This is a genomic window from Tissierella creatinophila DSM 6911 (assembly GCF_001940565.1).
GTDB classification, from domain to species: Bacteria; Bacillota; Clostridia; order Tissierellales; family Tissierellaceae; genus Tissierella_A; species Tissierella_A creatinophila.
In genome coordinates this window covers 1-24,914 of the sequence record NZ_LTDM01000014.1, presented here as the reverse complement: position 1 = coordinate 24,914, position 24,914 = coordinate 1, and the positions used below count along the sequence as shown (strand labels likewise).

Here is a 24,914-nt window from a genome sequence, read left to right as displayed (position 1 = left end):
TAATTTAGGTATTTAAATATAAAGGATGGTTGAAATGAGAGAAATTCATGCAGATTTAATAACAAAAGAAGTAAAAAGACTAGTAATGGAAGCAAACTTCTTTTTACCAGAAGATGTATTAGAATCATTAAAAAGGTCTAAGAAAGATGAAAAATGGGAACTTGCATCTAACACTTTAGGTAAGATTATAGAAAATGCTAAAATCGCTAAAGACACGGAAGTTCCTATGTGTCAAGATACAGGTATGGTTGTAGCATTTGTAGAGATAGGTCAAGATATTCACGTAATAAATGGCTCTATAGAAGATGCCGTAAATGAAGGAGTAAGACAAGGCTATGAAGAAGGGTATTTAAGAAAATCAATAGTAAAAGATCCATTAGATAGAGTAAATACAAAAGATAATACTCCAGCTGTGATCCATTATAATATAGTCCCAGGAGATAAAATGAGTATTATAATTTCGCCAAAAGGATTTGGTTCAGAGAATATGTCTAGAATAAAAATGTTAAAACCAACTGAGGGTATAGATGGAGTAAAGGACTTTGTACTTGAAACAGTAAGCCTTGCAGGACCAAATCCTTGTCCACCTATAATTGTAGGAGTAGGTATAGGTGGAACTTTTGAAAAGGCAGCACTATTAGCTAAAAAATCTTTAATGAGAAATGTAGATCAGTACTCATCTGATTCTTTTTATGAGAATCTAGAAAAACAATTACTCAAAGAAATAAATGACTTAGGAATAGGACCTCAGGGGTTTGGAGGTAAAACTACTGCCTTAAAGGTAAATATAGAAACTTTCCCAACTCATATAGCAGGTCTTCCAGTAGCAGTAAATATAAGTTGCCATGCAACTAGACATAAGCAAGTTATTCTTTAGGAGGATAGAAAAAGATGAAAAAAACGCTCAACACACCGATAAACTCAGAAGACTTAAAAGATTTAAAAGTTGGTGATGATGTATATATCAGTGGATATATATATACTGCCAGAGATGCAGCTCATGCTAGACTTGTTAGATTACTAGAAGAAGGAAAAGAGTTACCATTTAATATTAAAGGAGCTATTATATATTATGTAGGACCATCTCCTGCAAGAGGGAAGGATCCGATAGGTTCTGCAGGACCTACTACAAGCTATAGAATGGATATGTACACTCCACAACTTTTAAAAGCAGGACTTAAAGGTATGATTGGCAAAGGTAAAAGGAGTCAAGAGGTAAAAGATAAAATTGTAGAAAATGGTGCTATCTATTTTGCCGCAATAGGAGGAGCCGCAGCTTTAATTAAAAAATCTATAAAATCTGCTGAAATTATAGCTTATGAAGATTTAGGAGCGGAAGCTATAAGAAAATTATATGTAGTAGATTTTCCAGTTACAGTTATAAATGATTCTAAGGGGGACGATCTTTACATGAAAGGTAGGAAAGAATACTTAGAATGGGCAAAGAGACAATGCAAGTAATTGCATAAACTTTTAAAATATAGTGGGGGTTATGAATATGAAAGATAGATCTAGTGGAATACTATTACATATATCTTCTTTACCTGGAAAATTTGGAATTGGTGATTTTGGTGAAGAAGCTTATAAATTTGTTGATTTTTTATGGGATGCTAAACAAAAAAACTGGCAAATCTTACCTCTTGGGATTACATCATTTGGAGATTCTCCATATCAATCTTTTTCGGCTTTTGCAGGGAACCCTTATTTTATAGATATAAATGAACTTATAAATAGCGGATATATAAAAGAAAATGAATTAGATACACTTTTTTTTGGAAATAACCCTATAAAAGTAGATTATGGACTTCTTTATAGAAATAAAATGTATATATTAAAAAAATCATATAAAGAAGCTAAACATACAATATATAATGACTTAAAATATTTCTATGAAGAAAATTATGATTGGATTAGGGATTTTGCATTATTTATGACGATTAAGGGTAAGCATAATAATAAGTCTTGGCTAGAATGGGATAAAAAATATCAAGAATATAATTCACCAGATGTTTTACAATTTGAAAGAGAAAATAATGAAGAAATTTTCTTTTGGGTATTTACTCAATATTTATTTTCAAAACAATGGAAAAGATTAAAAGAATATGCAAACAATAAAGGAATAAGTATAATAGGAGATCTGCCTATATATATAGCAATAGACAGTGCAGATGTTTGGAGTAATCCTAAACTATTTAATTTAGATGATAGTTTTAGACCTATAACAGTATCAGGGTGTCCTCCTGATGCCTTTTCGGCGAAAGGTCAGCTTTGGGGTAATCCAATTTATAAATGGGATGTTATGGAGAAAGAAGACTATAAATGGTGGATTAAGAGAATAGAATATAGTTTTAAGCTATTTGACACTTTAAGAATAGATCATTTTATAGGATTTGAATCATTTTGGGAAGTTCAATATGGAGATGAAGATGCAACAAGAGGTAGATGGTCAAAAGGACCAGGAATAAAATTATTTAATAAGATAAAAGAAGAACTTGGAGAGCTAGATATAATTGTAGAAGATTTAGGAGTTATCTCAGATGCTGTAAGAGAACTTGTAAAAAATACAGGATTTCCAAGTATGAAAGTAATTCAATTTGCATTTGATAAAACAAATGAAAGTGAACACATGCCACATCTATATAATAAAAATATGGTAGTTTATACCGGAACACATGACAATCTTCCTATTATGAGTTGGTTTGAAAATGTATCTAAAGATGAATTAAACTATGCTATAGAATATTTAAAACTAAACCATGATGAAGGTTTAAACTGGGGAATGATAAGAGGAATTTGGAGTTCATGTGCAAACCTTGCTATTGCCCCTATGCAGGATTTTTTAGCACTTGGTGAAACCTCTAGAATGAATTTGCCATCTACAATAGGAGAAAATTGGACTTGGAGACTAAAGAAAGAAGACTTAACAGAAAGCTTATCGAAAAAAATCAGGGACTTAACTGAAATCTATTGGAGGTAATTATAATGGATATAGAAAATATAAAGAAAATAATGGAAATAGAAGCTTTAGTTCATTTTGCAAAAAACTTGAATGAGTGTAATGTACATGAAAAGTATTTTGTTCTTTCAAAAAGTTTAATGGCAGAGGTAGTTCCACGTTGGAATAAGTCTAATAACAAATTTAAAGGAGAAAGAAAAGCATATTATTTTAGTGCGGAATTTTTAATGGGAAGAGCCTTAAGTAACAATATAATAAACCTTTCATTTAAAAGTGATATCTTAAATCTCTTAGATGAACTTGGTATGAATTTCAATAATATAGAAGAAGCTGAGGAAGATGCTGCACTTGGAAATGGTGGACTTGGAAGACTTGCAGCTTGTTTTTTAGACTCAGCAGCTACTTTAGACTATCCCCTCTATGGATATGGTATTAGATATCAATATGGACTCTTTAAACAAGCAATAGAAGATGGTTTTCAAATAGAAACTGCAGACAATTGGTTAGAACATGGAGACCCTTGGTCTATAGAAAATAGAGATGAAGCTGTTATAGTAAGTTATTCTGATCAAAACGTACTTGCCATACCTTTTGATACGCCAATAATAGGATATGGTGGTAACACTATAAACACTTTAAGACTATGGAAGTCAGAGTCACTTGTCTCTTTAGATTTTGAGAAGTTTAATAATTATGAATATGATGCCTCAGTAAAGCAGAAAAATGATGCAGAAAACATTTCAAAAGTTTTATATCCAAATGATATGGACAGAGAAGGTAAAAAGCTAAGACTTAGACAACAATACTTCTTTGTATCGGCATCATTACAGGATTTAGTTAGAAAATATAAAAAGAGTCATACAACTATAAATGATTTTAGTAAATTCCACAGTATTCAACTTAATGATACACATCCAGCAGTTGCAATACCAGAACTTATGAGAATATTAACTATACAAGAAACTATAGAATGGGATAAAGCTTGGCAGATAGTAACAGAAACTTTTTCTTATACAAATCATACTATATTAGCCGAAGCTTTAGAAGAGTGGCCAATAGAATTATATAAAGAACTACTTCCTAATATATATAAAATAATAGAAAAGATAAATATTAAATTAAAAGAACAACTTATTCATAAAGGTATATCTTCTAAGAATATATATCAATATGAAATAATAAGTTCTCACAATAATATTAGAATGGCTTATTTATCAATTTATGGTAGTCATTCTGTAAATGGAGTAGCAAGACTGCACACAGAAATATTAAAAGATACTCAACTTAATAATTGGTACCGAATTTATCCAGAAAAGTTTAACAATAAGACAAATGGCATAACGCAAAGAAGATGGCTTCTTCTTTCAAATCCTGAACTTTCAGATCTTATAACTGAACTCTTAGGAAGTGATGGGTGGATAACTGATTTAAAACAGATAAAAGTTTTAGAAAAATACAAAGATGATGAATATGTACTTAATAGATTTTTAGATATAAAAAATACAAAAAAGAAACAGTTAGCTGAATATATAAAGAAACATGAAGGGATAGAGATAGATCCTAATTCTCTATTTGACATACAGATAAAGAGATTCCATGAATATAAAAGGCAATTTTTAAATGCCCTTCATATACTTGATTTATACTTTAGAATAAAAGAAAATCCAAATTTAGATAGAGTACCTCAGACATTTATATTTGGAGGGAAAGCAGCACCTGGATATTTTAGAGCAAAAGCTATTATTAAGTTTATAAATGATATCAAAAATCTTATAGATGAAGACCCGGATGTAAGAGATAAATTAAAAGTTGTATTTGCTACAAATTACAGAGTAACTTATGGAGAAAAACTTTTTCCAGCAGCAGATTTATCAGAGCAAATTTCTACAGCAGGCAAAGAAGCATCAGGCACTGGAAACATGAAGTTTATGTTAAATGGTGCTCTAACTATTGGAACATATGATGGTGCCAATGTAGAAATAGTAGAAGAAGCAGGAGAGGAAAACAACTTTATATTTGGTTTAAGGGTAGAGGATATAAAAGAAATTGAGGATAGTTATGACCCTATCTACTACTATGAAAATGTAGAAGGCTTAAAAAGGGTCATGGATACCCTTATAGATGGAACCTTTAACGATGCTGGAACAGGTTTTTATAGAGAACTTTATGATTCAATAATCCATGGCTCACATAATTCAAAGCCAGATGCATACTTTATATTAAAAGACTTTGAAAGCTATAGAGATGCACAAATTAAAGCAAATACAGCTTATAAAGATAAACTCTCATGGGCTAAAATGTGCTGGATGAATTTAGTAAATGCAGGTAAATTTAGCAGTGATAGAACTGTAGAAGACTATGCAAATGAAATATGGCATATAAAAAAGCATAAATAAGCATTTAAGTATATTCCTTAAAATAAATAATATCAAATAAAACAAAGAAGGGGATTAAATGAAAAAGAAACTCAGTTTATTACTTGGACTCGCATTAATGGTTACAACTCTTGTAGCTTGTGCACCAAAGGAAACAGATGATGGAGCAGGAGATGGTAAATCACAGAGTGGAGATTTAGATAAAGTAAAAGCAACTATTTCAGTTCAAGTAGAAAAGGACTGGAGAGATTACTATGAAGCAGCGGCAGAAAGAGTAAAAGTTGAATATCCAGATTCAAAGATTGAGTTTATTGAAACAGGATCATTTGATCACCTAGATGTTTTAGATTCAACTGATGTAACAAACAAAGATGTGGCAGACTTATTTGCAATACCAGCAGATAGAATATATGGTATGAGCAAAAATGAAGCACTAGGATCTTTAGATGCTAAAACTATGGCTAAAAATCTTGGCGGATTTGATGACTATGATAACAATATAGGTGGCAGATTTAAAATAGATGATGAATATCTAGCTTTTCCTATGAATGTTGAAACACTAGTAAACTTTGTAAACACTAAAAATGCGAAAGCTAATGGTATAGACTTAGGAAAAGAAATAGAATTTACTGAATTAAATAATGAAGATCTTTTAGTTCCGTTTTTCGATGCGGGGCTTGGTGTTTCATTTATGAATGCAGCAAATATTAAGCTATTGGAAAAAGATGAAGAAGGGAAGTTTTATTCTGATATGACAAAAGACTTCTCCGAACTAAATGCAACTCAGCAAGAAGTATTTAAAGCTTTATTTAACTATTGGAAAGCACATAAAGAACAAGGCACTCCATTATTTGACAAAGATGCTGCGTGGGGATATATAGACTCTTCATTTGAAACAGGTAGTAAAACCTCTATAAGACTTGAAGGACCATGGTCTACAGGAAACTTATCTAAACTTACAGGAGACGGAGAAGATTTAGATGTATTACCTCTACAACAAGTTGTAGTTATGGGAAATCCTATATCTCAATGGAAAGGCTCATGGGGTCTTGCTATAAATTCAAGAATAGAAGACGATGCACAAAAGAAACAATTAGCAGAAGCTATGATACAAGAAATAGTAAATCCAGAATATGCAGTTGATTTCTTTAAGGCAACTGGTAAAATTTTAGACAATGTTAAAGCAGATAAATATATGGATTCAGATTTAACAGAAATGGATAAAAAAGTAATAAAAACTGTTTATGATTCATATGAAAAAGCACCATATAGTCCATTGTTTACAGAATGGGGTAAAGTATCGACTACTTGGGAAAATGCAGTTCTTTCTTGGAACTCTATAAATCCAGCTACAGTTGAAGATGCTTATAAAGAATTACAAGTTTCATTCCAAACTATGATGGATAACTTATAAGAAAATTAATTAGGGAGAAAGTTAAATCTTTCTCCCTAATTAATTTACATCTGTAGAAGTAAATTAATTTGAATAAAGTTTAATAGTATAAACATCTTATTGACATAATAAATTTAAAGATATACTATAAGGAAGGAAATAAAGTACTAAAGACTAATTACTATTAAATTTGAGGGGGAAATTTTAGATGGGTTCAAATGATTTCAGAATTGAAAGTGATTCAGTAGGAGAAAAAAATGTTCCTAAGGAAGCATATTACGGTCTTCAAAGTTTAAGAGCTGCTGAAAACTTTTATATTACTGGAAAAGGAATGTATAAAGAACAAATCATAGCTCTTGCAGAGATAAAAAAAGCTGCTGCAATGGCAAACAATAAAGCAGGACTACTTACAGATGAAGTAGCTGAAGCTATAATAAAAGCATCTGATGAGATAATAGAAGGGGAACTTCATGATGAGTTTATATGCGACCCTATACAAGGTGGAGCAGGTACATCAGCAAATATGAATGCTAATGAAATAATAGCAAATAGAGCAAATGAAATCTTAGGTGGAGAACTTGGTGTATACGATAGAGTTCATCCAAATGACCATGTAAACATGGGTCAATCTACAAATGATGTATTTCCCACATCTGGAAAACTTGCCACCTTAAAACTTATACCCAAAACTCTAGAAGAATTAGAAAAACTATATGAATCTTTGATGAAAAAATCACACGAATTTGATAGTGTTATAAAAATGGGTAGAACTCAAATGCAAGACGCTGTACCCATTAGACTTGGACAAGAATTTCACGCATATGCTTCTGTAATCAAAAGAGATATAGAAAGAATTAAGGTAGCTTTTGAAGCACTTAGAATTGTAAATATGGGTGCATCTGCCATAGGAACTGGCATAAACGTAGATACTACTTATTTTAAAGATATAGTACCAATGATTAGTAAAGTTTCTGGAATAGAGTTAAAACAAGCAGAAGATTTAATAGATGCAACACAAAACTTAGATGGATTTGTACATGCTTCATCTTCACTTAAAACATTATCAGTAAATCTTTCAAAGATCTCAAATGATTTAAGACTTATGTCTTCTGGTCCTAGGACAGGTTTTGCTGAAATAAATCTTCCTGCTAAACAAAATGGTTCGTCTATAATGCCAGGAAAGATAAATCCTGTAATACCTGAAGTAATGAGTCAGGTTGCTTTTAATGTAATAGGTAATGATATGACAATTACAATGGCAGCAGAAGGTGGACAACTAGAACTAAATGCATTTGAACCAGTTATATTCTACAATCTATTTGAATCAATAGTAACTCTTACAAATGGAGTAAAAACTTTTAGAGAAAACTGTATAGATGGAATAACTGCAAATAGAGAAAGAGCTAAACAATTAGTTCATAATAGCGTAGGAATAATAACAGCAATAGTACCACATGTAGGTTATAAAGCGTCTGCTAAAATAGCTGATAAAGCAATAATGACAGGAGAATCAGTAAGAAATCTCGTAATAAAAGAAGGACTATTAACTGAAAAAGAATTAAATGAGATATTAGATGAGTTTGCAATGACAAAACCTGGTATTGCAGCTAAACATCTTTTAAATGAATAGTATTATCGAGAACGATTTAAATATTATCTTGATGTGGTAACACTTGAACAATTTAGAGAAATGTTAAGTAGAATTGCTTATAGCACTGCAAGAAATTCAATAAAAGACAAGCCGTAGATAATTTATTATCTACTGCTTGTCTTTTATAAATATTATTATATTATAAATTATAATAATAATAAAAATAGTTCCAATAAGTAAACAAATCAATTTATCAAAAGTATTTAATACACCAGCAGTATTTCTCATGGCAAAATAATATAGAGTATACATTAACCCTAATATAGAAAAATTTAAAAGCCATATCCTAAATTTCCCACTTCTCATGGCATATCCCCCTTTCTTTATTTGCTTGTGCAATTTCTGACCTTTAAAATAAATTTTTATATATTTGAGTTAGGTGATTAAAGCTTAAAATATGTGAAAACTAAATATTAGATTTATGCTCCAATTATAAGATGTATTTTTAAAAGTATTATAAAATTTATACCCTATATATGTATAGTGAAATTTAATTTATTATACTAGCATATTTATCGGTTGATGTCAAGTTGTGGAAAATAATAGAAGTAATGAAAAAGGAGAATTCTAGGGATCAATAAATATTTTAAGGGTATCAGTTTCAAGGACTACATGAAATTTATTTTGTGATGACTAATTATTTTTAGACTTTAAATTAATTGCATTATTTTTTTGTTTCTTATTGTTTATTCTTATCCATTGGTATATAATGAAACTTCTGTTAATCCCAAGTAACTACAACTGAAAAAACAACTACCTATTTGAGTAGTGGGAGGTAAATCTATGAAAAAAATAATAAATAAAATTAAATTTTTAGCAATTATAAGTCCTGTTATAGTTATTCTGTCTATATATGTAGCTGACATTAATCACTTTTCAATGAAACCATTACTTGCTGGTACTGTAATGATATTATGTTCCTTAGAGTTTTATTTATTAGATAAATTAGACAAAAAGATTGAAAATAAATAAAAAAGAATTAAGGATTTATAATTGAATTTTGTAAGCATAAAATGATGGGTGGAATAGCCTGGTCAGAATTAATGAATCTGGTAATGTGGATAGATTCAACTAGTGCAGTTGGAATAGAAAGATAGATTAAAAATAAAGGAGTCCTTGTAAATGAGAATATTAGCACAAATAACGTCTCTATTGACAATATTATTTTTTGTCTTTTTAATTAAAAAAATTTTCAATAACACAAAAAATAAAAAATAAATTATATTTAAAAAACATGTAAAACAGAATAAAATACTCTATGGGAAGATACTACAGTATCTTCCCATAGTCATCAATACATCTTTTATTGTACGCTTACCCAAAAAGGTGGTTTAGGTAAAACAACTACTTATGCTAACTTAGGTATAGGTTTGGCTATCGATTTCTTAACTGATACGAAGAACTAGTGTTAGCGAAAAGCAAGAGCGACATAGCTGTTTATTTTGACAATTGATTTTGCTGATACACCTGCCATTTTTCATTTGTTGATATTTTATGAGCCAAGGATTATAATTTAATGTAATAGATAAATAGGAATTTTGAGGGGGCGTATATAATATGAAAAATAACTATAGAGAATTATTATATGACAATGAAACTCTTGAGGCAAAAAGCATATTGCTTAGGCGATTTAAAAAAGAGGATTACAAAGATGTTTTTGAGTATGGTAGTGATGAAGAAACCCTTAAATATTTGATGTGGGATGGACTAAGAAGCTTAGATGATGCAAAATCAGCAATTATTGATTTTTATTGGTCACAACCCGGCATTTATGCAATTGAATTAAGGGAAAATAAAAAATGTATAGGATGCATAGATTTAAGGTTAGAACCAGAACATGAAAAAGCCAGTGTGGGATATGTGTTGAATCGTCAATACTGGTGCAAGGGCTATACTACAGAAGCTTTATCTGCCGTACTGAGCTTATGTTTTGACAAACTTGAATTAAATCGTATCGAATCTACACATTATATCGGTAACGAAGGTTCGGGGGAGGTCATGAAAAAATGTGGTATGGAGTTTGAAGGAATTGGAAAGCGGGAGGTTAAGGTTAAATGTGTTTTTCATGATGTTGCTCACTATGCAATCACTAGAAATACTTGGTTAAGAAATATCCTAGAATAGGATAAATTTCAATTTAATCGGTTAATTACAGATAATTTATTAATAAGGGTTACCTAAGTGGTAGCTCTTTTTTCATCCTATAAAGGAGGTGATTTCTATGGCAACAAAACGTTTAATTTCCATGCGCCTTGGTATTGAGTGAAACCAACAGCTTTATTGACAATCTGACTGTGAGCGAAAAAAGTGATGAAGAAATGTATGCAATAAAAAAGCTCCATAGTATAAACTAAAGAGCTTTTAGGAATGGTGCCGGTGGTCTGTCACTAAATCCACTCGCACCAGTAGATGGTGCTTCGATAAAAAAATCAATTTCATATTCCTTTTTATTAACTCTTATCTCTTTAATGAAAGATTTCATTATCCTTTTTAAGTTTACTTTATTTTCTATATCTTCTTTTAATGATAAAATCCATTCTTTAATTTCTTCTTCCGGAATGCTGGACTTTACTTGGACTTCTTTTAGTCTTGTTTCAATTCCTTCTTTATAAGTTTCAAGGTCTTCAAGTTTCTTTCCTAATTCTAAAGAAGCAATTCCTTTAGTAATCATATTAATTATATTTTCTACTTCCTTATTAGTGTTAATTAACTCACTTTCTAGATAATTAATTTCTTCTGGAGCTTTTTCTTCATTTTCAGCAATATATTTGTGCATAGTTTCTAGTAATTTATCTAGGTTAGAAAATAAAAGTTTATCTAGCTCTTCAATAGTTTTACTCTCTATATCTTCAGCTCTGATTGATAAGTTACACTTAGGACACCTGTAATAGTAATAGAAGTTTGTACTTTCTTTACTTCTTTTCTGAGAATATCCGCTTAAATTTCTTCTACATTCTTCACATTTTATAAGACCTGATAAAAAATAGTCTCTATTTGATTTAGACTTTCCTCTGCTCTTAGACCTTCTCTTAATCTCTTCCTGAGTCATATTAAACACCTCCATAGGTATTAGGTTAGGTAGTGCATTTTCTACCCTTATAATGTCTTTTGTGGCTTTATATTCTTTTAAATTTCTTCTTCCATTCTTATATTTACGAGCTGTTTTATTAAATGTATAAACACCTGCATATTTTTCATTTTGAAGGATACTAGGAATAGATGTAAAAACAAATTCTTTTCCTTTTTTATTTCTATATCCTTTATCATTTAATTGATTTGCTATACCTTTATAGCCATTACCTTCTAAATAGAGTTTAAAAATTGTATTTACGATATAAGCTTCTTTACTATTGATTACATAACTTTTATCCTCATCTATATCAAAACCAAGAGGAGGAGTGCCTCCGTTAAACTTAGCTTTTTTTGCATTTTGTTTCATACCTTTCATTACTTCAGCAGCTAAGTTTAATGAATAATATTCTGCAAAGGATTCGAGTATACCTTCCATTAATGCACCTTCTGGAGAGTCTTCTATATTTTGCATAGCATAAACTACTCTTACTTCATGTTTTTTCAATACAGACTTATATACTGCAGAATCATATCTGTTTCTTGCAAATCTATCTACTTTATGGACTATTATAATATTGAAATTATTATTCTTAGCATCATTTATCATATTCTGAAAAGCTTCTCTGTTATCAGATCTTCCACTTAAAGCTCTATCTACATATTCAGCTACCACTAACATATCGTTCTTATTTGCATACTTTCTATTATCCGAGAGCTGTGCTTCAATTGATTCTTCTCTTTGATTATCTGATGAGTATCTAGCATATGAAGCTGCTTTAATCATAAAATCACTCCTTTATTATCTGGGGGATTAATGATATAATTAAGTTGCTTAGACTTGAGGTTATACCATTAATCTTGAGTTTGTCCTCTACGGTGTTTATAGCACTGTAGGGGATTTTTTATTTATCTAGTTTCTTTATTTCTTTTGTTAATTTATCAAAGTCTGATTCATACATTTTATCTTGAATAATCCTAAACTTGTTATACTCTGTATGGGCGGTAGCATCGGCGACCTTTCTTGATATATTACCCAAGTTTTTGAGGATATCATACTCATTAAATTCTAAAAATGCATCTAATTTATTTTTCCAATCTTCCATTGACATTAGTTGGTGCCTTTCTGCTTGGTTTTCTGCATAGTCCAAATACATATTAACGATTCTATTTAGTTCTCTTATTTCTTTTTCATATAGATAGTTTTTAGATACAGTTGTATCTGATTTTAAGATTTTACCTTCTGGGGAATTTTTCCAAGTTGTTAGTCCCATATTTTCTTTTTTACTGTCAGCTCTTTCGTAGATAATTTCAGGTGCTGTTTTATCAGTTACCGCAAAGAGTAATTTATTTTGAACCTCTTTAAAAAATGCTCTAGTTGTAGGTGCATCTTTATCATAGTCATAGCTAAACTGGGAATATATATCAGTAATTTTTTGATAGAATCTTCTTTCACTAGCTCTTATTTCTCTGACTTTTTCCAGTAATTCATCAAAATAATCTTTACCAAATGGCTTAGTATTTTTTAGCATTTTTTCATTTAGTACAAATCCTTTAGTTATGTATTCTTTTAATGTTTTAGTAGCCCATTTCCTAAATTGAGTTGCTTTATAAGAATTAACTCTATATCCCACTGCTATAATTGCATCTAAATTATAGAAGTTAATATTTCTTGTAACCCTTCTGTTTCCTTCAGTTTGAACTATTGGGAATTTCCTAATAGTTGAATTTTTATCTAATTCATTAGAACTATAAATGTTTTTTAAATGTTCGTTAATAGTAGAAATATCTACATCAAATAATTCAGCTATTGCTTTTTGTGGCATCCAAAATGTTTCTTCTTGAAACATTACATCTACTTTTACATCTCCTCCATCAGTTTGGTATATTAAAATTTCATTTTCTCCAGACATATTAGTTCCTCCTTATAAAATTTTCATAATTCCTAGTGGTTCAAAATATACTACATAATTATCTAACGTTACATATAAGCCATATAACTGCTTATAATAATCTAAAGCTTCTTCTATAAATTCTTCCGTTATTCCTAAGTACTCTGATAGCTCATATCTATTTTGAACTCCAGCTTCATAAGCATTTATTAAATTCGTTATACCTATAAGCTTTTTATAGGCCCATATACGAGCTTGTCTCTCTTGTTTTCGATTAACTATATCTGTTTGATCTAATATATCTCCATAGCTAGTATAATAGTGTCCTATTTCTTCTGCAAGTGTTACAAGCTTGTCCTTATCACTCATATTCTTATTAGTTGCTATGACTCCATCACTGTATAGTCCTTTTATTTTCTTAGATCTAAATGCTATCTCTACTACTTCTATATTTTCTTTTTCTGCTTCTTTCACAAGTTCTTCGTACATATAATCACCTCTCGATTTTAATGCTTTTATTTGTTTCTTCTAGACTTCACAAACTCTTTAAAAGCTTCAATTTCTTCAAGTTCCTCATTTGTAAATTCTTCGCCATCATGATGTGCTGCTATAGTTTCTGTTTCATAGTTTCTAGTTTCAGAAACACCTAATAAGTAATCCAGAGTAACATTAAATATTTTACAAATTTTTATTTTTACATCATCACTAGGAACTCTTTGTCCAGTTTCATATTGTGATAATGTTGTATTGCTGATATTAAGAGTTTTAGCTAGTTCTATCTGATTTAAGTGGTTTTCTTCTCTTAGTTGTTTTATTCTTTTACCTAATATGTTCATACCCTCGCTCCTTTATTTCTCTATGTGAGAATATAATACCCTTTATTTTACTGAATGAAAACATAATTTCACAAAAAGAGAATAAAAGTCTTGACATTTGCTATATGAGAATGTACAATAGTATTAAGAAGTTCACAAAATGAGAAAGAAAGAGAGGGGGAAAATAAATGTTTGATTTAAAGGAGATAAGATTAAAAAATAATAAAACTCAACAGCAAATGGCTGATATGCTTAACATAGGACTAACAACTTATCATCAGTATGAAACTTCAGATAGAGATATACCCTATTTAATAGCAAAAAAGATAGCAGATATATTTGAAGTTAATTTAGAAGATATTTTTTTACCTACTAGATTCACACTTAGCAAAAATAATAAAAATAGCAAGTAATTATTACAAGAATGAGCAAATAAAAGGAGGACAAACCTAATGCTAACAAAACAACAAATATTGCTAAAGACTAAAAGAAAACCCAGAAAAGATATAGAGAGAAGATTTTTCATTGATAAGTACAACATTAACAAAATATGGGAGGTGGCATACCTGAAAGGAACTTATCTTATAAGACAATATATAAAAAACAACGACAACAGTTTTTGTCTATTAGGAAAAGGATCCAGGAGGAACGAAAAAGAATTAAAAGAATTAGGAATATTAGACTTCAAAGAGTTAACAAACATACAACTTTTACAAGGAGAGAAAACAAATGGGATTAGATAAAGAATTACAAACGGAAAAAGTTATGAAAGAAAAAACTGAAATAGAGTTAATCAATATGCTAATAGATCAAGTTAGAAAAAACGATATGACAATTTTAAACCTTAGACAAGTAACTGCTAAAGCGATTAATTATTTAGAATCAAATGCAGTTCTTGAAAAGGAAGATTCAGATATTACCAAACCTTCCAACCAAGATTAATAAAACCTGTACTGATATTGTCCTGCACCTTCAACTATAAGATACCAACGGCCTGCACCATAAACTCTGATTGTTACAGGTGTTCTCGTATAGTATCCGCCATGATAAGAGTATTGCTGTCTGTTTTGATATTTTCTGAAATTAGAAGAATCAACTAAAAATACATTTGCAGCGTTTTTTAAACTAACTTCTACAGAAAGTTGGCCATTACTATCAGCATAAGGGACTCTAGACATATATTCACCTCCTTACAACTATATGTTGTGTACCGACATACACATTATACCATATAAGGGGATGTAAATAAATGGAAATATCCAAAAATGTTAAAAAACTAAGAAAAGAACAAAAACTAACATTAAGAGAATTGGCAGTTATATCTGGATTAACTTTCAGCGCTATAGCACAAATAGAAAGAGACGATATAAAAGATCCTCATATTAGTACAGTAATCAAGCTAGCAAGAGCATTTAACATTAGCATTGATGAATTAATCGGTTAAATAAAAGGAGGACAAGTATATGACAAATTTAATAAACATTGAAAATAAAGAAGGTAATTTAATAGTAAGTAGTAGATAAGTAGTAGAGAGGTAGCAAATAATTTTGAGAAGGAACATACAAAGGTGGTTAGAGATATAGAGAATTTGATAGAGGGTATAGCCAAAAGTGGCGACACCTACAACCACTTGTTAATGGAGAATGAATATCAGAATGAACAAAACAAACAAATATACAAAAAATATCTTTTAACAAGAGATGGATTCACTTTATTAGCTATGGGTTTTACAGGACAAAAGGCTTTAAAGTGGAAACTTAAATATATTGAAGCTTTCAACAAAATGGAAAAAGCTTTAAAAGAAATCTATCACATATCAGAAACTGCAATAGTTAATAATGTAATGGCTCATTTAGAAACAAGATTTTTTCCTGAAATAGATAACCGATTATCAAAGTACGAAGAAAACTACAGACCTACTCACGCAAATAAAATAAGTATAAATAGCTATATCAAGGAAGCTCTAGGAGAATTGCAAGAGATAGGGGAAGTAAACTTAGTAAAACAAAGAGTATTACTTTTGTTAAATGCAGAAGCTTGGCAAGATATACCCTATGAAAAGCTAATAAAAAATATGCACCTTATAGATGAAAGTATAAAAGCTGTAAAGAATTTTAGAACTAAAAGACAACTAAGTTTTATAGAAGAATAGGAGGACAAGCAAATGAAATCTACTTTGAAAACAATAACAGTAGATAGATGTAGTAATAAAACTATAAGAGAAGGAATTAAAGAAGTAGATTTAAACCATGATCCTTGGGAAGAACTTTGTAAGGTTTTAGCAGAGGCATTTATTGAGAGTAGAAAAGGAGGGAAAGTAAATGTATGAAATAAAAGGATTTAAAAATCTATCCAATCCCGCTAAAAGATTGTTTGGATATGTTTATCAAAAACATCAAGCAGGAGTTGAAGATAAAGAAGATTGGACTGCTATAAAGGTTAAAGAAAGAAAAAATTGTATAGAAGTTACATTCCGAAATGGTAAGTGGTTGAATTATTATACCAATGGAACTTGGGGATAAGAAAAAGGAGTAGATGAAAATGTTTTTTAAAATACCGGCGATGATAATTTTAGTATTTGCAACGATAAGGCAATTAAATATCTGTGCTAGAAAACAAAGTACAAAAGAGGATGATAAATTTATTTATATTTTCTTTGTAGCTATTACTTTTACTTTAGTAAATTTGGGGGTGATATAAGTGGAAGATAGAAAACTAGATTTAATAATTAAAGAAGCAACTAGATTATTAAGAGAGCATCCAGGACTAACCTATATGGAAGCTATAAGAATTGCAAAAGAGACTTTTAAAGATAAGGAGATTGATTAAATGTTGGCTATATATGATGAAAAACCATGTTTCGCAGAATATGGAGAAGAATGTAAGATTCTAATGGAAAAAGATTGTTATGAATGTAGTTTTTATAAGACCAAAGAGCAATATGAGGAGGGTTTGAAAGGATATCCAGATTTAGAAACAAAGGATAAAGGCAATAGGGTTGATTGTATTTTGCTCAACAAAACTACAGGCGAAGTACTAGAATTTAGCAGCATGACAAAACTTAGTCTTTTTCTAGGGAAAACTAGGGGATGGGCTTATCAAGTATCAAGACTTAAAGGTTATAAGTTTGATTATAAAGATTTTGAAATTGAAATAAAGAGGTGAGAAAGTTGCAGGACAAACAAGTAATAATTGCAGTTAAAAGGACTATTAGGAAATTTAGATTTAAAGATAATATTTCAGCCATAGCCCAAAGAGAATTAGAAATAGTACTAAGAAATATTAAAAGAAATGAAAAAGAACCTACCCCGACCAAGGAAATAGGCTCTTAGAAAATTACTATTACTGTAAGTATATCATGAAAGGAGAAAAATATACATGGAAGCTAGAGATAAAATGAAATTTATTTTAGATGATATTTACGATTTAGAAAGACAATTAAGAGATTACGAGGACATAAAAGAAAAATTAGATAGAAGAAACAAAGATTTAGATTTAGCTATAGATGAATATTTAAATCCAAAAGAATTTAAACTATATGACAAAGTCAAAGTATTTAAAAACTATACAGATAATCCAATATATGATTTTGAAATATACGAAAATGCAGTCGGAACAATTATAGATGTTGATGCAGACCATAGGTCCCCTTATTTAATAGAGTTTGATGATGAGCACGTAGAAAGATATTCAAGAGAAAATGGCAGACCTTTATGGGAAGGTAGCCAGTTAGAAAGTACATTTTTATAGGAGGGAATTATGAGTGAAACTTGGAAAATAAAAAACGATAATGAAGCAGAATGGATTATAGAACAAACTAATGATGATCTATTAGAAATTGAAAGATTTAAGTATTCTTTAGAAGAAAAAATAGAAACTTTAAGAATTAAATTAAATAAATTGAATGATGAAGAGGACTCTATAAAAGAAAGAAGGGATAGTTATTTACTAGAATACTTTGAAACTATACCAGAAGAGTTAAAGAAGAAAACTAAAACACAAGAAAAATATAGATTACCAAGTGGAGAAATAGTTAAGAAATATCCATCTCCTGAAATAAAAAGAGATAATGAAAAATTATTATCCTGGATTAAAGAAAATAAAATGAACGATTATGTAGAAGTTAAAGAAACTCCAATGTGGGGAGAATTAAAGAAAATAACTCAAACTATAAACGGACAAGTAGTAACAGAAGATGGAGAAATAATAGAAGGTATTGAGCTAATTGAAAGACCACCAGTATTGGAATTTAAGGAGGTATAGAGAATGTTAAATATAAAAAAAGCAACAGATATTAAAGAAACTAAAGGAACTTATCTAATATATGGACCTCCTGGAATGGGGAAAACTTCATCATTTAAATTCTTACCAGGTAAAACTTTAGTATTAGATGTAGACAGGACAAGCAAAGTTCTTAGAGAAACCAAAAACATAGATATAGCTGAAATAGATAATATAAAAACTTGGGAACATTGGGAGGAAACAATATTAGACTTAGAAGAAAATTATAAAGGTAAGTATGACAATATTTGTGTAGACAACATATCTGAACTTGAAAGATGTTTATTATCAGATTTAGGAAGTAAAGGGAAAAATTTGGGAGTACCAAGTCAAGGAAATTATCAACAAATGCAATTTAGATTAGTTAATAGTCTTAGATATATGAAAAATCTAGGAAGTAATATTATTATGACGGCTTGGGAAACAACGGATTTATATACTACAGCAGATGGACAACAATTTAATAGATCTTATCCTCAATTAAATGGAAAAATATTAAATAATATTTCTGGACTATGTGATGTAGTAGGAAAGTTAGCGATTAATAAGGATGGAGAGAGAGGGTTTATATTAGCACCTACAAACAGTTATTTCGCAAAGAATCAATTAGATGATAGACTCCATTGTCTACAAAGTGAGCTGATAATAGATGGAACTAAGATTGAGGAATTACCAGGAGAAGCTAATAAATAAAGTAAGACAAGCTTTTATTGATGGATATAAAAATCCTTGTATAGTCTTAGGTTGTGGTGGTGGTAAAACGGTTTTATTCTCTTACATGGCTAAACAATCACAAGACAAAGGTAACACAGTATGGTTTCTTGTCCACAGGAGAGAGTTATTAGACCAAACTATAGAAACATTTAATAGGTTTGGTATTGAAAGAAAAACAATTCATATAGGTATGGTCGGTTCTTATTCAAGGAATTTAGATAAATATCCTAAGCCCGATTTCATAATATTTGATGAGTGCCATTTTTCAGCAGCTAAAACATGGCAAAGGATTATAGATAAGTTCCCAGATGCTAAAATAGCTGGTTTAACTGCTACCCCTAGTAGATTGGATGGAAAACCACTAGATAAGATTTATGACTCTTTAATAGTGGGAGATAGTGCCAAAACATTAATAAAGAATGGCTATTTATCACCATATAAATATTATGCTCCTACAGTTACAGACTTATCTTCTTTAACTAAAAAAAGAGGGGATTTTGACAAAGAACAAGCTAGCGAATTATTGTCTACCAGAGCAGTTTTTGGAGATGTGGTTAAGCATTATAAGAACTTAGCAGATGGAAAACAAACAATATGTTATTGCAGTTCTATAAAGCATAGTAAGGAAATGGCAGAAGAATTTAAAACAGAAGGAATAAATGCAGTTCATTTTGATGGAGATACACCTAAAAAACAAAGAACTAAAATAATAAAAGATTTTAGAAATAAAAAGATACAAATATTATGCAATGTAGACCTAATAAGTGTTGGGTTTGATTGTCCAGATGTTGACTGTTGTATTTTATTAAGACCTACTATGTCGACAGCTCTATACATTCAACAGTCAAATAGGGCATTGAGATTTAGAGAAGGCAAGGTAGCTATAATATTAGACCATGTAAATAACTATGAAAGACATGGGCTTCCAGATGATGAAAGAGAATGGTCTTTAAATAATAAATTAGAAGGACAACCTAGTTATCAAGAAAATGGAGAATTGATACTAAGGCAATGTATAAATTGTTATAACGTTTTTAAAAGTAGTAGAATTTGCCCATATTGTGGATTTGAAAACGAACTTCAACATCAAGAGATAGAAAATATTAAAGGAATTGAATTGAGGGAAATAAAAGATAAAAAAGAGGAAGAAGCAAAAAAAATAGTATTAGATTACAGGAAACCTGAAGATTGTACAAATGTAGAAGAATTAAAACAATTTGCTAAAAACAGGAATTATAAAAGTGGTTGGATTTACTTCCAAATGAAGTCAAGGGGGTGGATGTAATGAGGAAAATGATAGATATAAAAAACCAAAGATTTGGAAAATTGAAAGCTATAGAACCAAGTGTGAAAGTCGCCACAAATAAAAGTAAAAAGTGGATATGTGAGTGCGACTGTGGAACTGTAAAAGAAATTAGAAGTAGTGATTTAAGGTTAGGAAAAATAGTTAGTTGTGGATGTGAGAGAGATAGAAAGATAAAAGAAAGATCATATAAACATGGTATGTCAAATACTAAAATATACGATGTCTGGCAATCTATGAAAGGTAGATGTTATAGAGAAACTTGTAAAGACTATCCAAACTATGGTGGTAGAGGAATAAAGATTGATAAAAATTGGTTAGGTGATTTTATGGTTTTTTATAATTGGGCTATATCCGAAGGATATAAAGAAGGTTTAACAATAGATAGAATAAATCCAAATGGAAATTATGAACCAGGTAATTGTAAGTGGTTACCAAATGAAAAACAAGCATTGAACAGAAGAAATACGATAACTCACATGTACGAAGGAAAAGAACTTAATACTAGAGAATTAAGCGAAGAATTAAATATAAATTATAACACTCTTAGAAATTATTTAGGTAAAGGAAGAACAATAGAGGAAATTTTAGAAAACATTTAAAAATTTAAGGAGGAATATAAAATGTTTACAATTAATCATGATGAAGCACAAGAAATTGGTGGAAGAGTAGCAGAGGGAGAATATGAGGTGTTATTATTTAAAGCTTTTGAGGATGCAGCCAAATCAGGAACAATGTTTATAAATATGCACTTAATAATAAGAAATGATATAGATCAGGCACATAAAAATCAATATTTATTTGGTAGCATATGGCAAAGTAAAGAAACTGGAGAATATCATTCAGGAATGATAAATACAGTAGCTAAGGCTTTACAAGTGCCAAATGGGAAGAAGTTTAACACTCTAGAAGATTTATTAAATGAATTTCAGAATAAAACTGCAAGAGTAACGGTAGAGCATGAAGAATATAACGGAAAAATAAATGCAAGAGTTAAGAGATGGGAAAAAAGTAAGTTCCAAGGATGTAATCATCAATTTAAAAAAATAGAGGACAACCCTATAAACGGATTTACTCAAGTAAGTAATGATGATATACCATTTTAAATAAGTAATTTAAATACTTACTGGAGGTGAGAAACATTTATGATAATATACCTGAAGAACTAAAGAAAATAGATAACTGGTGTAACTATAAATTAGTTGATGATCCAGCAAGACCAGATAAACCTAAAAAACTTCCTATAAACTCTAAAACAGGTGGAAATGCTATGAGTAATAATCCTGATACATGGTGTAGCCATGATAAGGCTCTCGAAGGAATAAAAAAAGGATACGGAGAAGGACTAGGGTTCTTCTTCTCTCCCCCTTACTTTGGAGTAGATATAGATGATATTGATGAAGATATAGAAAAATATAAATTAGGTGATTCAGATAATGTAGTATCGGAATTTATACATGGACTTGGAACTTATGCAGAATATAGTCAGAGTGGAAGAGGTATTCACCTTATATGTAAAGGGGAACTACCGCCTGGTGGTAGGAGAAAAGGCTCATTTGAAATGTATCAGTCTGGTAGATACTTCATTATGACAGGCAATATTGCAAGTGAGTATGTAGATATAAGAGAGTGTACTGAAAGTATTAAATATCTACATAGCAAATATATTGGGTCTCCTAATAAGAATATTATTCACAATCAAGACAAAGTAGAAATTGATCTAGATGAAGAAAAAATACTAGAATTAGCTATAAAAAGCAAACAAGGACAAGCTTTCTCTACCCTCTACAATGGATTTTGGGAGGGATTATATCCATCTCAATCTGAGGCAGATTTATCATTTGCTAATATGTTAGCTTTCTGGACTGATAGAGATTTCAATAAGATGGATTCTATATTTAGAAAATCTAGACTATATAGGCCAAAATGGGATAGTAAGAGAGGACAAACCTTCTATGGAGAGGGTATTTTAAGAAAAGCCATAGCAGATTGTAGGGAGACTTTTAAACCTGGTCAGGGAGTAGAGGATTATGGAGTAGTAATATTAAACAATAAAGTTAAGAAATATGCTTTTGACGATACAGGAAATGCAGATAGATTTATAGAACATTACAAAGACAGAGCGAGATACTCCTACATTGACAACGGTTGGTACTTCTATAACGGTAAAAAGTGGGAATTTGACAACAAAGGTGATGTAAAAGGGTTAGTTGATGATGTAATTAAAAAAATGAAGGTAGAAATGGCACTATGCAAAGATGAAGAAGAGGAAAAAGCTTTTTTAAAGCATCTTAAATATACAAGAAATAGCAGGGGGAAAACAAATATGTTAAAAGAATCTGAACATAGATTGTCGATACTTCCTTCTGAATTTGATAGTAAGAAAGATATATTTAATACTATCAATGGAGTTGTAAGTCTTAGGGATGGAAATTTAGAAGAACATAATTATGAACAGTATTTATCTAAGATTTCCTCTATTGAGTATACAGATAAAATAGATACCCCAATGTGGGAAGAGTTTTTAAAACAAATATTTGATAATGATATGGAATTAATAGAATATATCCAAAAAGCAGTAGGTTATTCTATGTCGGGATCTACCAAGGAACAATGTGTATTCTTTTGTTATGGGAATGGAAGAAACGGTAAATCTACATTCTTGGATATTATAAGTGAAATCATGGGAGATTATGCTACTAATATTCAACCTGAAACTATTATGGTTCAATCCAGGCAAGGTGGAGCTAATAGTGATATAGCTAGACTTAAAGGTGCAAGGTTTGTAACAACGGTAGAGCCAAATGAAGGGGCAAGAATAAATGAAGGGTTACTAAAGCAATTAACAGGCGGAGATACAGTAACAGCTAGACATCTTTATGGTAAGGAGTTTGAATTTGAAGCAGAGTTTAAACTATGGATGGCAACTAATCATAAACCCATTATTAGAGGTAGAGACTTAGGAATTTGGAGAAGAATGCATTTAATACCTTTCACTGTACAAATCCCAGATGAAAAAGTAGATAAAAATCTAAAATATAAATTAAGACAAGAGCTAACAGGAATATTAAACTGGACGGTGGAAGGGTGTATTAAATGGCAGAGAGAAGGACTAGAAATGCCATCAGCAGTATTAGAAGCAGTAAAAGAGTATCGTAGTGAGATGGATGTTATAACGGCCTTTTTAGAGGATTGTACAGTTGAAGGGCCTGGGATAATTGAAGCAGGTAAATTATATAAGGCTTATGCTGCATGGGCTGATGAAAATAATGAGTATAAAATGAGTAATACTAAGTTTGGGAAAGAGATTGGGCTTAGATTTAATAAAGGTCCTCAGAAGAGAGGCAGAAACACTTATGAAGGTCTTAGGATCATAGATGAATTTCAAGAATACGAAGTAAGTTATGGGAGGTAATAAATAATGAAATATAGAATAATACAAATTATTCCTAATAATAAAGATATATATTCTTGTTATCAAGAAAATAATGGTGGAATTACAAGTTTAGAGATAATTTGTTTTGCCCTTATTGAGTGGGAGGATGGAGAAAGAGAAGTCAAACCTATGGATATTACAACAGATGGAGTTATAGGTTTTTTAGATGAGAGTGTTAATTTCCTTAATATTGAATAAAAAGAAGAGGGTTTGAAGAGGGTTTGGTATATGAATAAAAGTGTTACAAGTGTTTAAATATACACATTTTCTCGTGTTATATATAAAGAGTGTGAAGAGGGTTAGAGTCAATTTACCATAACTTTATATTATTAATATTCCCTATAGGACTTTATGGAATTACCCTCTAACCCTCTTCAACTATCTTCAAGCTACTAATAGCCTCATTCTTTTATTACTAACTATCTTCAAACTATATTTAACTATCTTCAAAAAAATAAATATAAATAATAATAATATAAGGAGGGTTAAAATGAAAAATATAATAAATGCTAGTTGCAATGATGAAGAGTTTCGTATAGTTATTGACGGAGATAATATAGATCTATTGACAGCTATATCAGAGATATTGAGAAAGATAGAAGAACAAAATAACATAACTGTAGATACATCTATGAAAATTATAAAAAAGATGTTGGAGGTATAATATGAAAGAAAAAGATATACAAAATGAAATAAGATTAGCACTTAACCCATATATGATAGTTTTTAGAATAAATGTAGGTGGTTTTAACACGCAAGATGGTAGATTTGTGTCAACAGGTGTTCCTCGAGGATTTTCAGATTTATTTGGAGTTAGAAAATCAGATGGACGAGCAGTGTTTATAGAAGTTAAAAATGAAAAAGGTAAAACATCTAAATATCAGGATAATTTTCTAAGTCAAATGAAAAAGGCAGGTGCTATAGTTGGAGTTGCAAGGTCGGGAGATGAAGCGATTGATATTGTTAAAGCAAATATATAATGCAGCTATAGAAAGATACAACAATATGGAAGAATGGATTAAGACTGCA

35 protein-coding genes are annotated in these 24,914 nt (G+C 30.3%); 29 read left to right on the top strand and 6 right to left on the bottom strand.

Features of this window, described 5'->3' with window-relative positions; genetic code table 11:
- The first annotated feature begins 34 nt into the window (after positions 1 to 34).
- The 6 genes from TICRE_RS05390 to TICRE_RS05365 all read left to right on the top strand — a co-directional run bounded on the left by TICRE_RS05390 (position 35) and on the right by TICRE_RS05365 (position 8,354).
- Complete coding sequence (locus tag TICRE_RS05390) at positions 35 to 877, top strand: fumarate hydratase (protein WP_075725942.1); 843 nt, start codon at positions 35 to 37, stop codon at positions 875 to 877.
- 14 nt (positions 878 to 891) lie between these two features.
- Positions 892 to 1,461, top strand: coding sequence for a Fe-S-containing hydro-lyase (locus TICRE_RS05385; RefSeq protein WP_075725940.1), 570 nt, complete (start codon positions 892 to 894; stop codon positions 1,459 to 1,461).
- A 37-nt stretch (positions 1,462 to 1,498) separates the two neighbouring features.
- Entirely contained in the window at positions 1,499 to 2,977 is a 1,479-nt protein-coding gene (gene malQ, locus TICRE_RS05380; protein ID WP_075725938.1) for a 4-alpha-glucanotransferase, read from the top strand.
- 5 nt (positions 2,978 to 2,982) lie between these two features.
- Entirely contained in the window at positions 2,983 to 5,352 is a 2,370-nt protein-coding gene (locus TICRE_RS05375; protein WP_075725936.1) for a glycogen/starch/alpha-glucan phosphorylase, read from the top strand.
- Positions 5,353 to 5,410: 58 nt separating this feature from the next.
- The gene (locus TICRE_RS05370) at positions 5,411 to 6,745 is read left to right on the top strand and encodes a sugar ABC transporter substrate-binding protein (protein WP_075725934.1); all 1,335 of its coding nucleotides are present in this window, start codon (positions 5,411 to 5,413) and stop codon (positions 6,743 to 6,745) included.
- A gap of 187 nt (positions 6,746 to 6,932) precedes the next feature.
- Positions 6,933 to 8,354, top strand: coding sequence for an aspartate ammonia-lyase (locus tag TICRE_RS05365; protein WP_075725932.1), 1,422 nt, complete (start codon positions 6,933 to 6,935; stop codon positions 8,352 to 8,354).
- Positions 8,355 to 8,483: 129 nt separating this feature from the next.
- On the opposite strand, the gene TICRE_RS05360 is transcribed toward TICRE_RS05365, so the two are convergent.
- Positions 8,484 to 8,681, bottom strand: coding sequence for a hypothetical protein (locus TICRE_RS05360; RefSeq protein WP_075725930.1), 198 nt, complete (start codon positions 8,679 to 8,681; stop codon positions 8,484 to 8,486).
- A 477-nt stretch (positions 8,682 to 9,158) separates the two neighbouring features.
- On the opposite strand from TICRE_RS05360, the gene TICRE_RS05355 reads away from it, so the two are divergent.
- Positions 9,159 to 9,347 carry a hypothetical protein gene (locus TICRE_RS05355; protein ID WP_075725928.1) on the top strand — a complete coding sequence of 63 codons (189 nt, stop codon included), beginning with the start codon at positions 9,159 to 9,161 and terminating at the stop codon, positions 9,345 to 9,347.
- Between the two features lie 585 nt (positions 9,348 to 9,932).
- On the top strand, positions 9,933 to 10,499 hold the full coding sequence (locus tag TICRE_RS05350; RefSeq protein ID WP_075725925.1) for a GNAT family N-acetyltransferase: 567 nt from the start codon (positions 9,933 to 9,935) through the stop codon (positions 10,497 to 10,499).
- 226 nt (positions 10,500 to 10,725) lie between these two features.
- On the opposite strand, the gene TICRE_RS05345 is transcribed toward TICRE_RS05350, so the two are convergent.
- The 4 genes from TICRE_RS05345 to TICRE_RS05330 form a co-directional block, all read right to left on the bottom strand.
- Positions 10,726 to 12,231 carry a recombinase family protein gene (locus TICRE_RS05345; protein WP_075725923.1) on the bottom strand — a complete coding sequence of 502 codons (1,506 nt, stop codon included), beginning with the start codon at positions 12,229 to 12,231 and terminating at the stop codon, positions 10,726 to 10,728.
- 118 nt (positions 12,232 to 12,349) lie between these two features.
- Positions 12,350 to 13,357, bottom strand: a complete 1,008-nt coding sequence (locus TICRE_RS05340) for a virulence RhuM family protein (RefSeq protein WP_075725921.1) — start codon at positions 13,355 to 13,357, stop codon at positions 12,350 to 12,352.
- A 12-nt stretch (positions 13,358 to 13,369) separates the two neighbouring features.
- Positions 13,370 to 13,825 (bottom strand): ImmA/IrrE family metallo-endopeptidase, encoded by a 456-nt coding sequence (locus tag TICRE_RS05335; RefSeq protein ID WP_075725919.1) that lies wholly within the window; start codon positions 13,823 to 13,825, stop codon positions 13,370 to 13,372.
- 26 nt (positions 13,826 to 13,851) lie between these two features.
- The gene (locus TICRE_RS05330) at positions 13,852 to 14,172 is read right to left on the bottom strand and encodes a helix-turn-helix domain-containing protein (RefSeq protein ID WP_075725917.1); all 321 of its coding nucleotides are present in this window, start codon (positions 14,170 to 14,172) and stop codon (positions 13,852 to 13,854) included.
- Between the two features lie 167 nt (positions 14,173 to 14,339).
- On the opposite strand from TICRE_RS05330, the gene TICRE_RS05325 reads away from it, so the two are divergent.
- From TICRE_RS05325 to TICRE_RS05315, 3 genes are read left to right on the top strand one after another with little or no spacing between them, the layout of a single operon-like run.
- The gene (locus tag TICRE_RS05325) at positions 14,340 to 14,564 is read left to right on the top strand and encodes a helix-turn-helix transcriptional regulator (protein WP_075725915.1); all 225 of its coding nucleotides are present in this window, start codon (positions 14,340 to 14,342) and stop codon (positions 14,562 to 14,564) included.
- 39 nt (positions 14,565 to 14,603) lie between these two features.
- On the top strand, positions 14,604 to 14,894 hold the full coding sequence (locus TICRE_RS05320) for a hypothetical protein (RefSeq protein ID WP_075725914.1): 291 nt from the start codon (positions 14,604 to 14,606) through the stop codon (positions 14,892 to 14,894).
- The gene (locus tag TICRE_RS05315; RefSeq protein ID WP_075725912.1) at positions 14,881 to 15,093 is read left to right on the top strand and encodes a hypothetical protein; all 213 of its coding nucleotides are present in this window, start codon (positions 14,881 to 14,883) and stop codon (positions 15,091 to 15,093) included. Before TICRE_RS05320 ends, TICRE_RS05315 begins: the two co-directional genes overlap by 14 nt.
- Here the strand turns inward: TICRE_RS05315 and TICRE_RS05310 are convergent.
- The gene (locus tag TICRE_RS05310; protein WP_075725910.1) at positions 15,090 to 15,329 is read right to left on the bottom strand and encodes a DUF1883 domain-containing protein; all 240 of its coding nucleotides are present in this window, start codon (positions 15,327 to 15,329) and stop codon (positions 15,090 to 15,092) included. The two genes, TICRE_RS05315 and TICRE_RS05310, sit on opposite strands and share 4 nt — an antisense overlap.
- A gap of 71 nt (positions 15,330 to 15,400) precedes the next feature.
- Here TICRE_RS05310 and TICRE_RS05305 point away from each other — a divergent pair, with 71 nt between their 5' ends.
- From TICRE_RS05305 to TICRE_RS05245, 18 genes are all read left to right on the top strand, one after another.
- Positions 15,401 to 15,595 (top strand): helix-turn-helix domain-containing protein, encoded by a 195-nt coding sequence (locus TICRE_RS05305; RefSeq protein ID WP_075725908.1) that lies wholly within the window; start codon positions 15,401 to 15,403, stop codon positions 15,593 to 15,595.
- A 75-nt stretch (positions 15,596 to 15,670) separates the two neighbouring features.
- On the top strand, positions 15,671 to 16,303 hold the full coding sequence (locus tag TICRE_RS05300; protein WP_084191863.1) for a Rha family transcriptional regulator: 633 nt from the start codon (positions 15,671 to 15,673) through the stop codon (positions 16,301 to 16,303).
- Positions 16,304 to 16,315: 12 nt separating this feature from the next.
- The gene (locus TICRE_RS13195) at positions 16,316 to 16,480 is read left to right on the top strand and encodes a hypothetical protein (RefSeq protein WP_158016442.1); all 165 of its coding nucleotides are present in this window, start codon (positions 16,316 to 16,318) and stop codon (positions 16,478 to 16,480) included.
- A complete protein-coding gene (locus tag TICRE_RS05295; protein ID WP_075725904.1) occupies positions 16,473 to 16,673 on the top strand; it encodes a hypothetical protein in 201 nt (66 codons plus the stop codon). Before TICRE_RS13195 ends, TICRE_RS05295 begins: the two co-directional genes overlap by 8 nt.
- Positions 16,674 to 16,692: 19 nt before the next feature.
- Entirely contained in the window at positions 16,693 to 16,851 is a 159-nt protein-coding gene (locus tag TICRE_RS13190; RefSeq protein ID WP_158016440.1) for a hypothetical protein, read from the top strand.
- On the top strand, positions 16,852 to 16,980 hold the full coding sequence (locus TICRE_RS13740; RefSeq protein WP_269843976.1) for a hypothetical protein: 129 nt from the start codon (positions 16,852 to 16,854) through the stop codon (positions 16,978 to 16,980).
- Entirely contained in the window at positions 16,981 to 17,316 is a 336-nt protein-coding gene (locus TICRE_RS05290) for a hypothetical protein (RefSeq protein ID WP_075725902.1), read from the top strand. It abuts the gene before it with no gap.
- A 5-nt stretch (positions 17,317 to 17,321) separates the two neighbouring features.
- On the top strand, positions 17,322 to 17,483 hold the full coding sequence (locus TICRE_RS13185) for a hypothetical protein (protein ID WP_158016438.1): 162 nt from the start codon (positions 17,322 to 17,324) through the stop codon (positions 17,481 to 17,483).
- 46 nt (positions 17,484 to 17,529) lie between these two features.
- Positions 17,530 to 17,901 (top strand): hypothetical protein, encoded by a 372-nt coding sequence (locus TICRE_RS05285; protein WP_075725900.1) that lies wholly within the window; start codon positions 17,530 to 17,532, stop codon positions 17,899 to 17,901.
- A gap of 9 nt (positions 17,902 to 17,910) precedes the next feature.
- Positions 17,911 to 18,414, top strand: coding sequence for a host-nuclease inhibitor Gam family protein (locus TICRE_RS05280; protein ID WP_075725898.1), 504 nt, complete (start codon positions 17,911 to 17,913; stop codon positions 18,412 to 18,414).
- Positions 18,415 to 18,417: 3 nt separating this feature from the next.
- Positions 18,418 to 19,125 carry an AAA family ATPase gene (locus TICRE_RS05275; RefSeq protein ID WP_075725896.1) on the top strand — a complete coding sequence of 236 codons (708 nt, stop codon included), beginning with the start codon at positions 18,418 to 18,420 and terminating at the stop codon, positions 19,123 to 19,125.
- Positions 19,082 to 20,431 carry a DEAD/DEAH box helicase gene (locus TICRE_RS05270; RefSeq protein WP_075725894.1) on the top strand — a complete coding sequence of 450 codons (1,350 nt, stop codon included), beginning with the start codon at positions 19,082 to 19,084 and terminating at the stop codon, positions 20,429 to 20,431. Before TICRE_RS05275 ends, TICRE_RS05270 begins: the two co-directional genes overlap by 44 nt.
- Positions 20,431 to 21,051 (top strand): hypothetical protein, encoded by a 621-nt coding sequence (locus TICRE_RS05265; RefSeq protein ID WP_075725892.1) that lies wholly within the window; start codon positions 20,431 to 20,433, stop codon positions 21,049 to 21,051. Before TICRE_RS05270 ends, TICRE_RS05265 begins: the two co-directional genes overlap by 1 nt.
- A 21-nt stretch (positions 21,052 to 21,072) precedes the next feature.
- Complete coding sequence (locus TICRE_RS05260; RefSeq protein ID WP_075725890.1) at positions 21,073 to 21,555, top strand: DUF669 domain-containing protein; 483 nt, start codon at positions 21,073 to 21,075, stop codon at positions 21,553 to 21,555.
- A gap of 26 nt (positions 21,556 to 21,581) precedes the next feature.
- Positions 21,582 to 23,864 carry a phage/plasmid primase, P4 family gene (locus TICRE_RS05255; protein WP_198927492.1) on the top strand — a complete coding sequence of 761 codons (2,283 nt, stop codon included), beginning with the start codon at positions 21,582 to 21,584 and terminating at the stop codon, positions 23,862 to 23,864.
- 6 nt (positions 23,865 to 23,870) lie between these two features.
- A complete protein-coding gene (locus TICRE_RS05250; protein ID WP_075725888.1) occupies positions 23,871 to 24,083 on the top strand; it encodes a hypothetical protein in 213 nt (70 codons plus the stop codon).
- A 292-nt stretch (positions 24,084 to 24,375) separates the two neighbouring features.
- On the top strand, positions 24,376 to 24,549 hold the full coding sequence (locus TICRE_RS13180) for a hypothetical protein (protein ID WP_158016436.1): 174 nt from the start codon (positions 24,376 to 24,378) through the stop codon (positions 24,547 to 24,549).
- A 1-nt stretch (position 24,550) separates the two neighbouring features.
- Positions 24,551 to 24,865, top strand: a complete 315-nt coding sequence (locus TICRE_RS05245; RefSeq protein ID WP_075725886.1) for a VRR-NUC domain-containing protein — start codon at positions 24,551 to 24,553, stop codon at positions 24,863 to 24,865.
- The last annotated feature ends 49 nt before the right edge of the window (positions 24,866 to 24,914 follow it).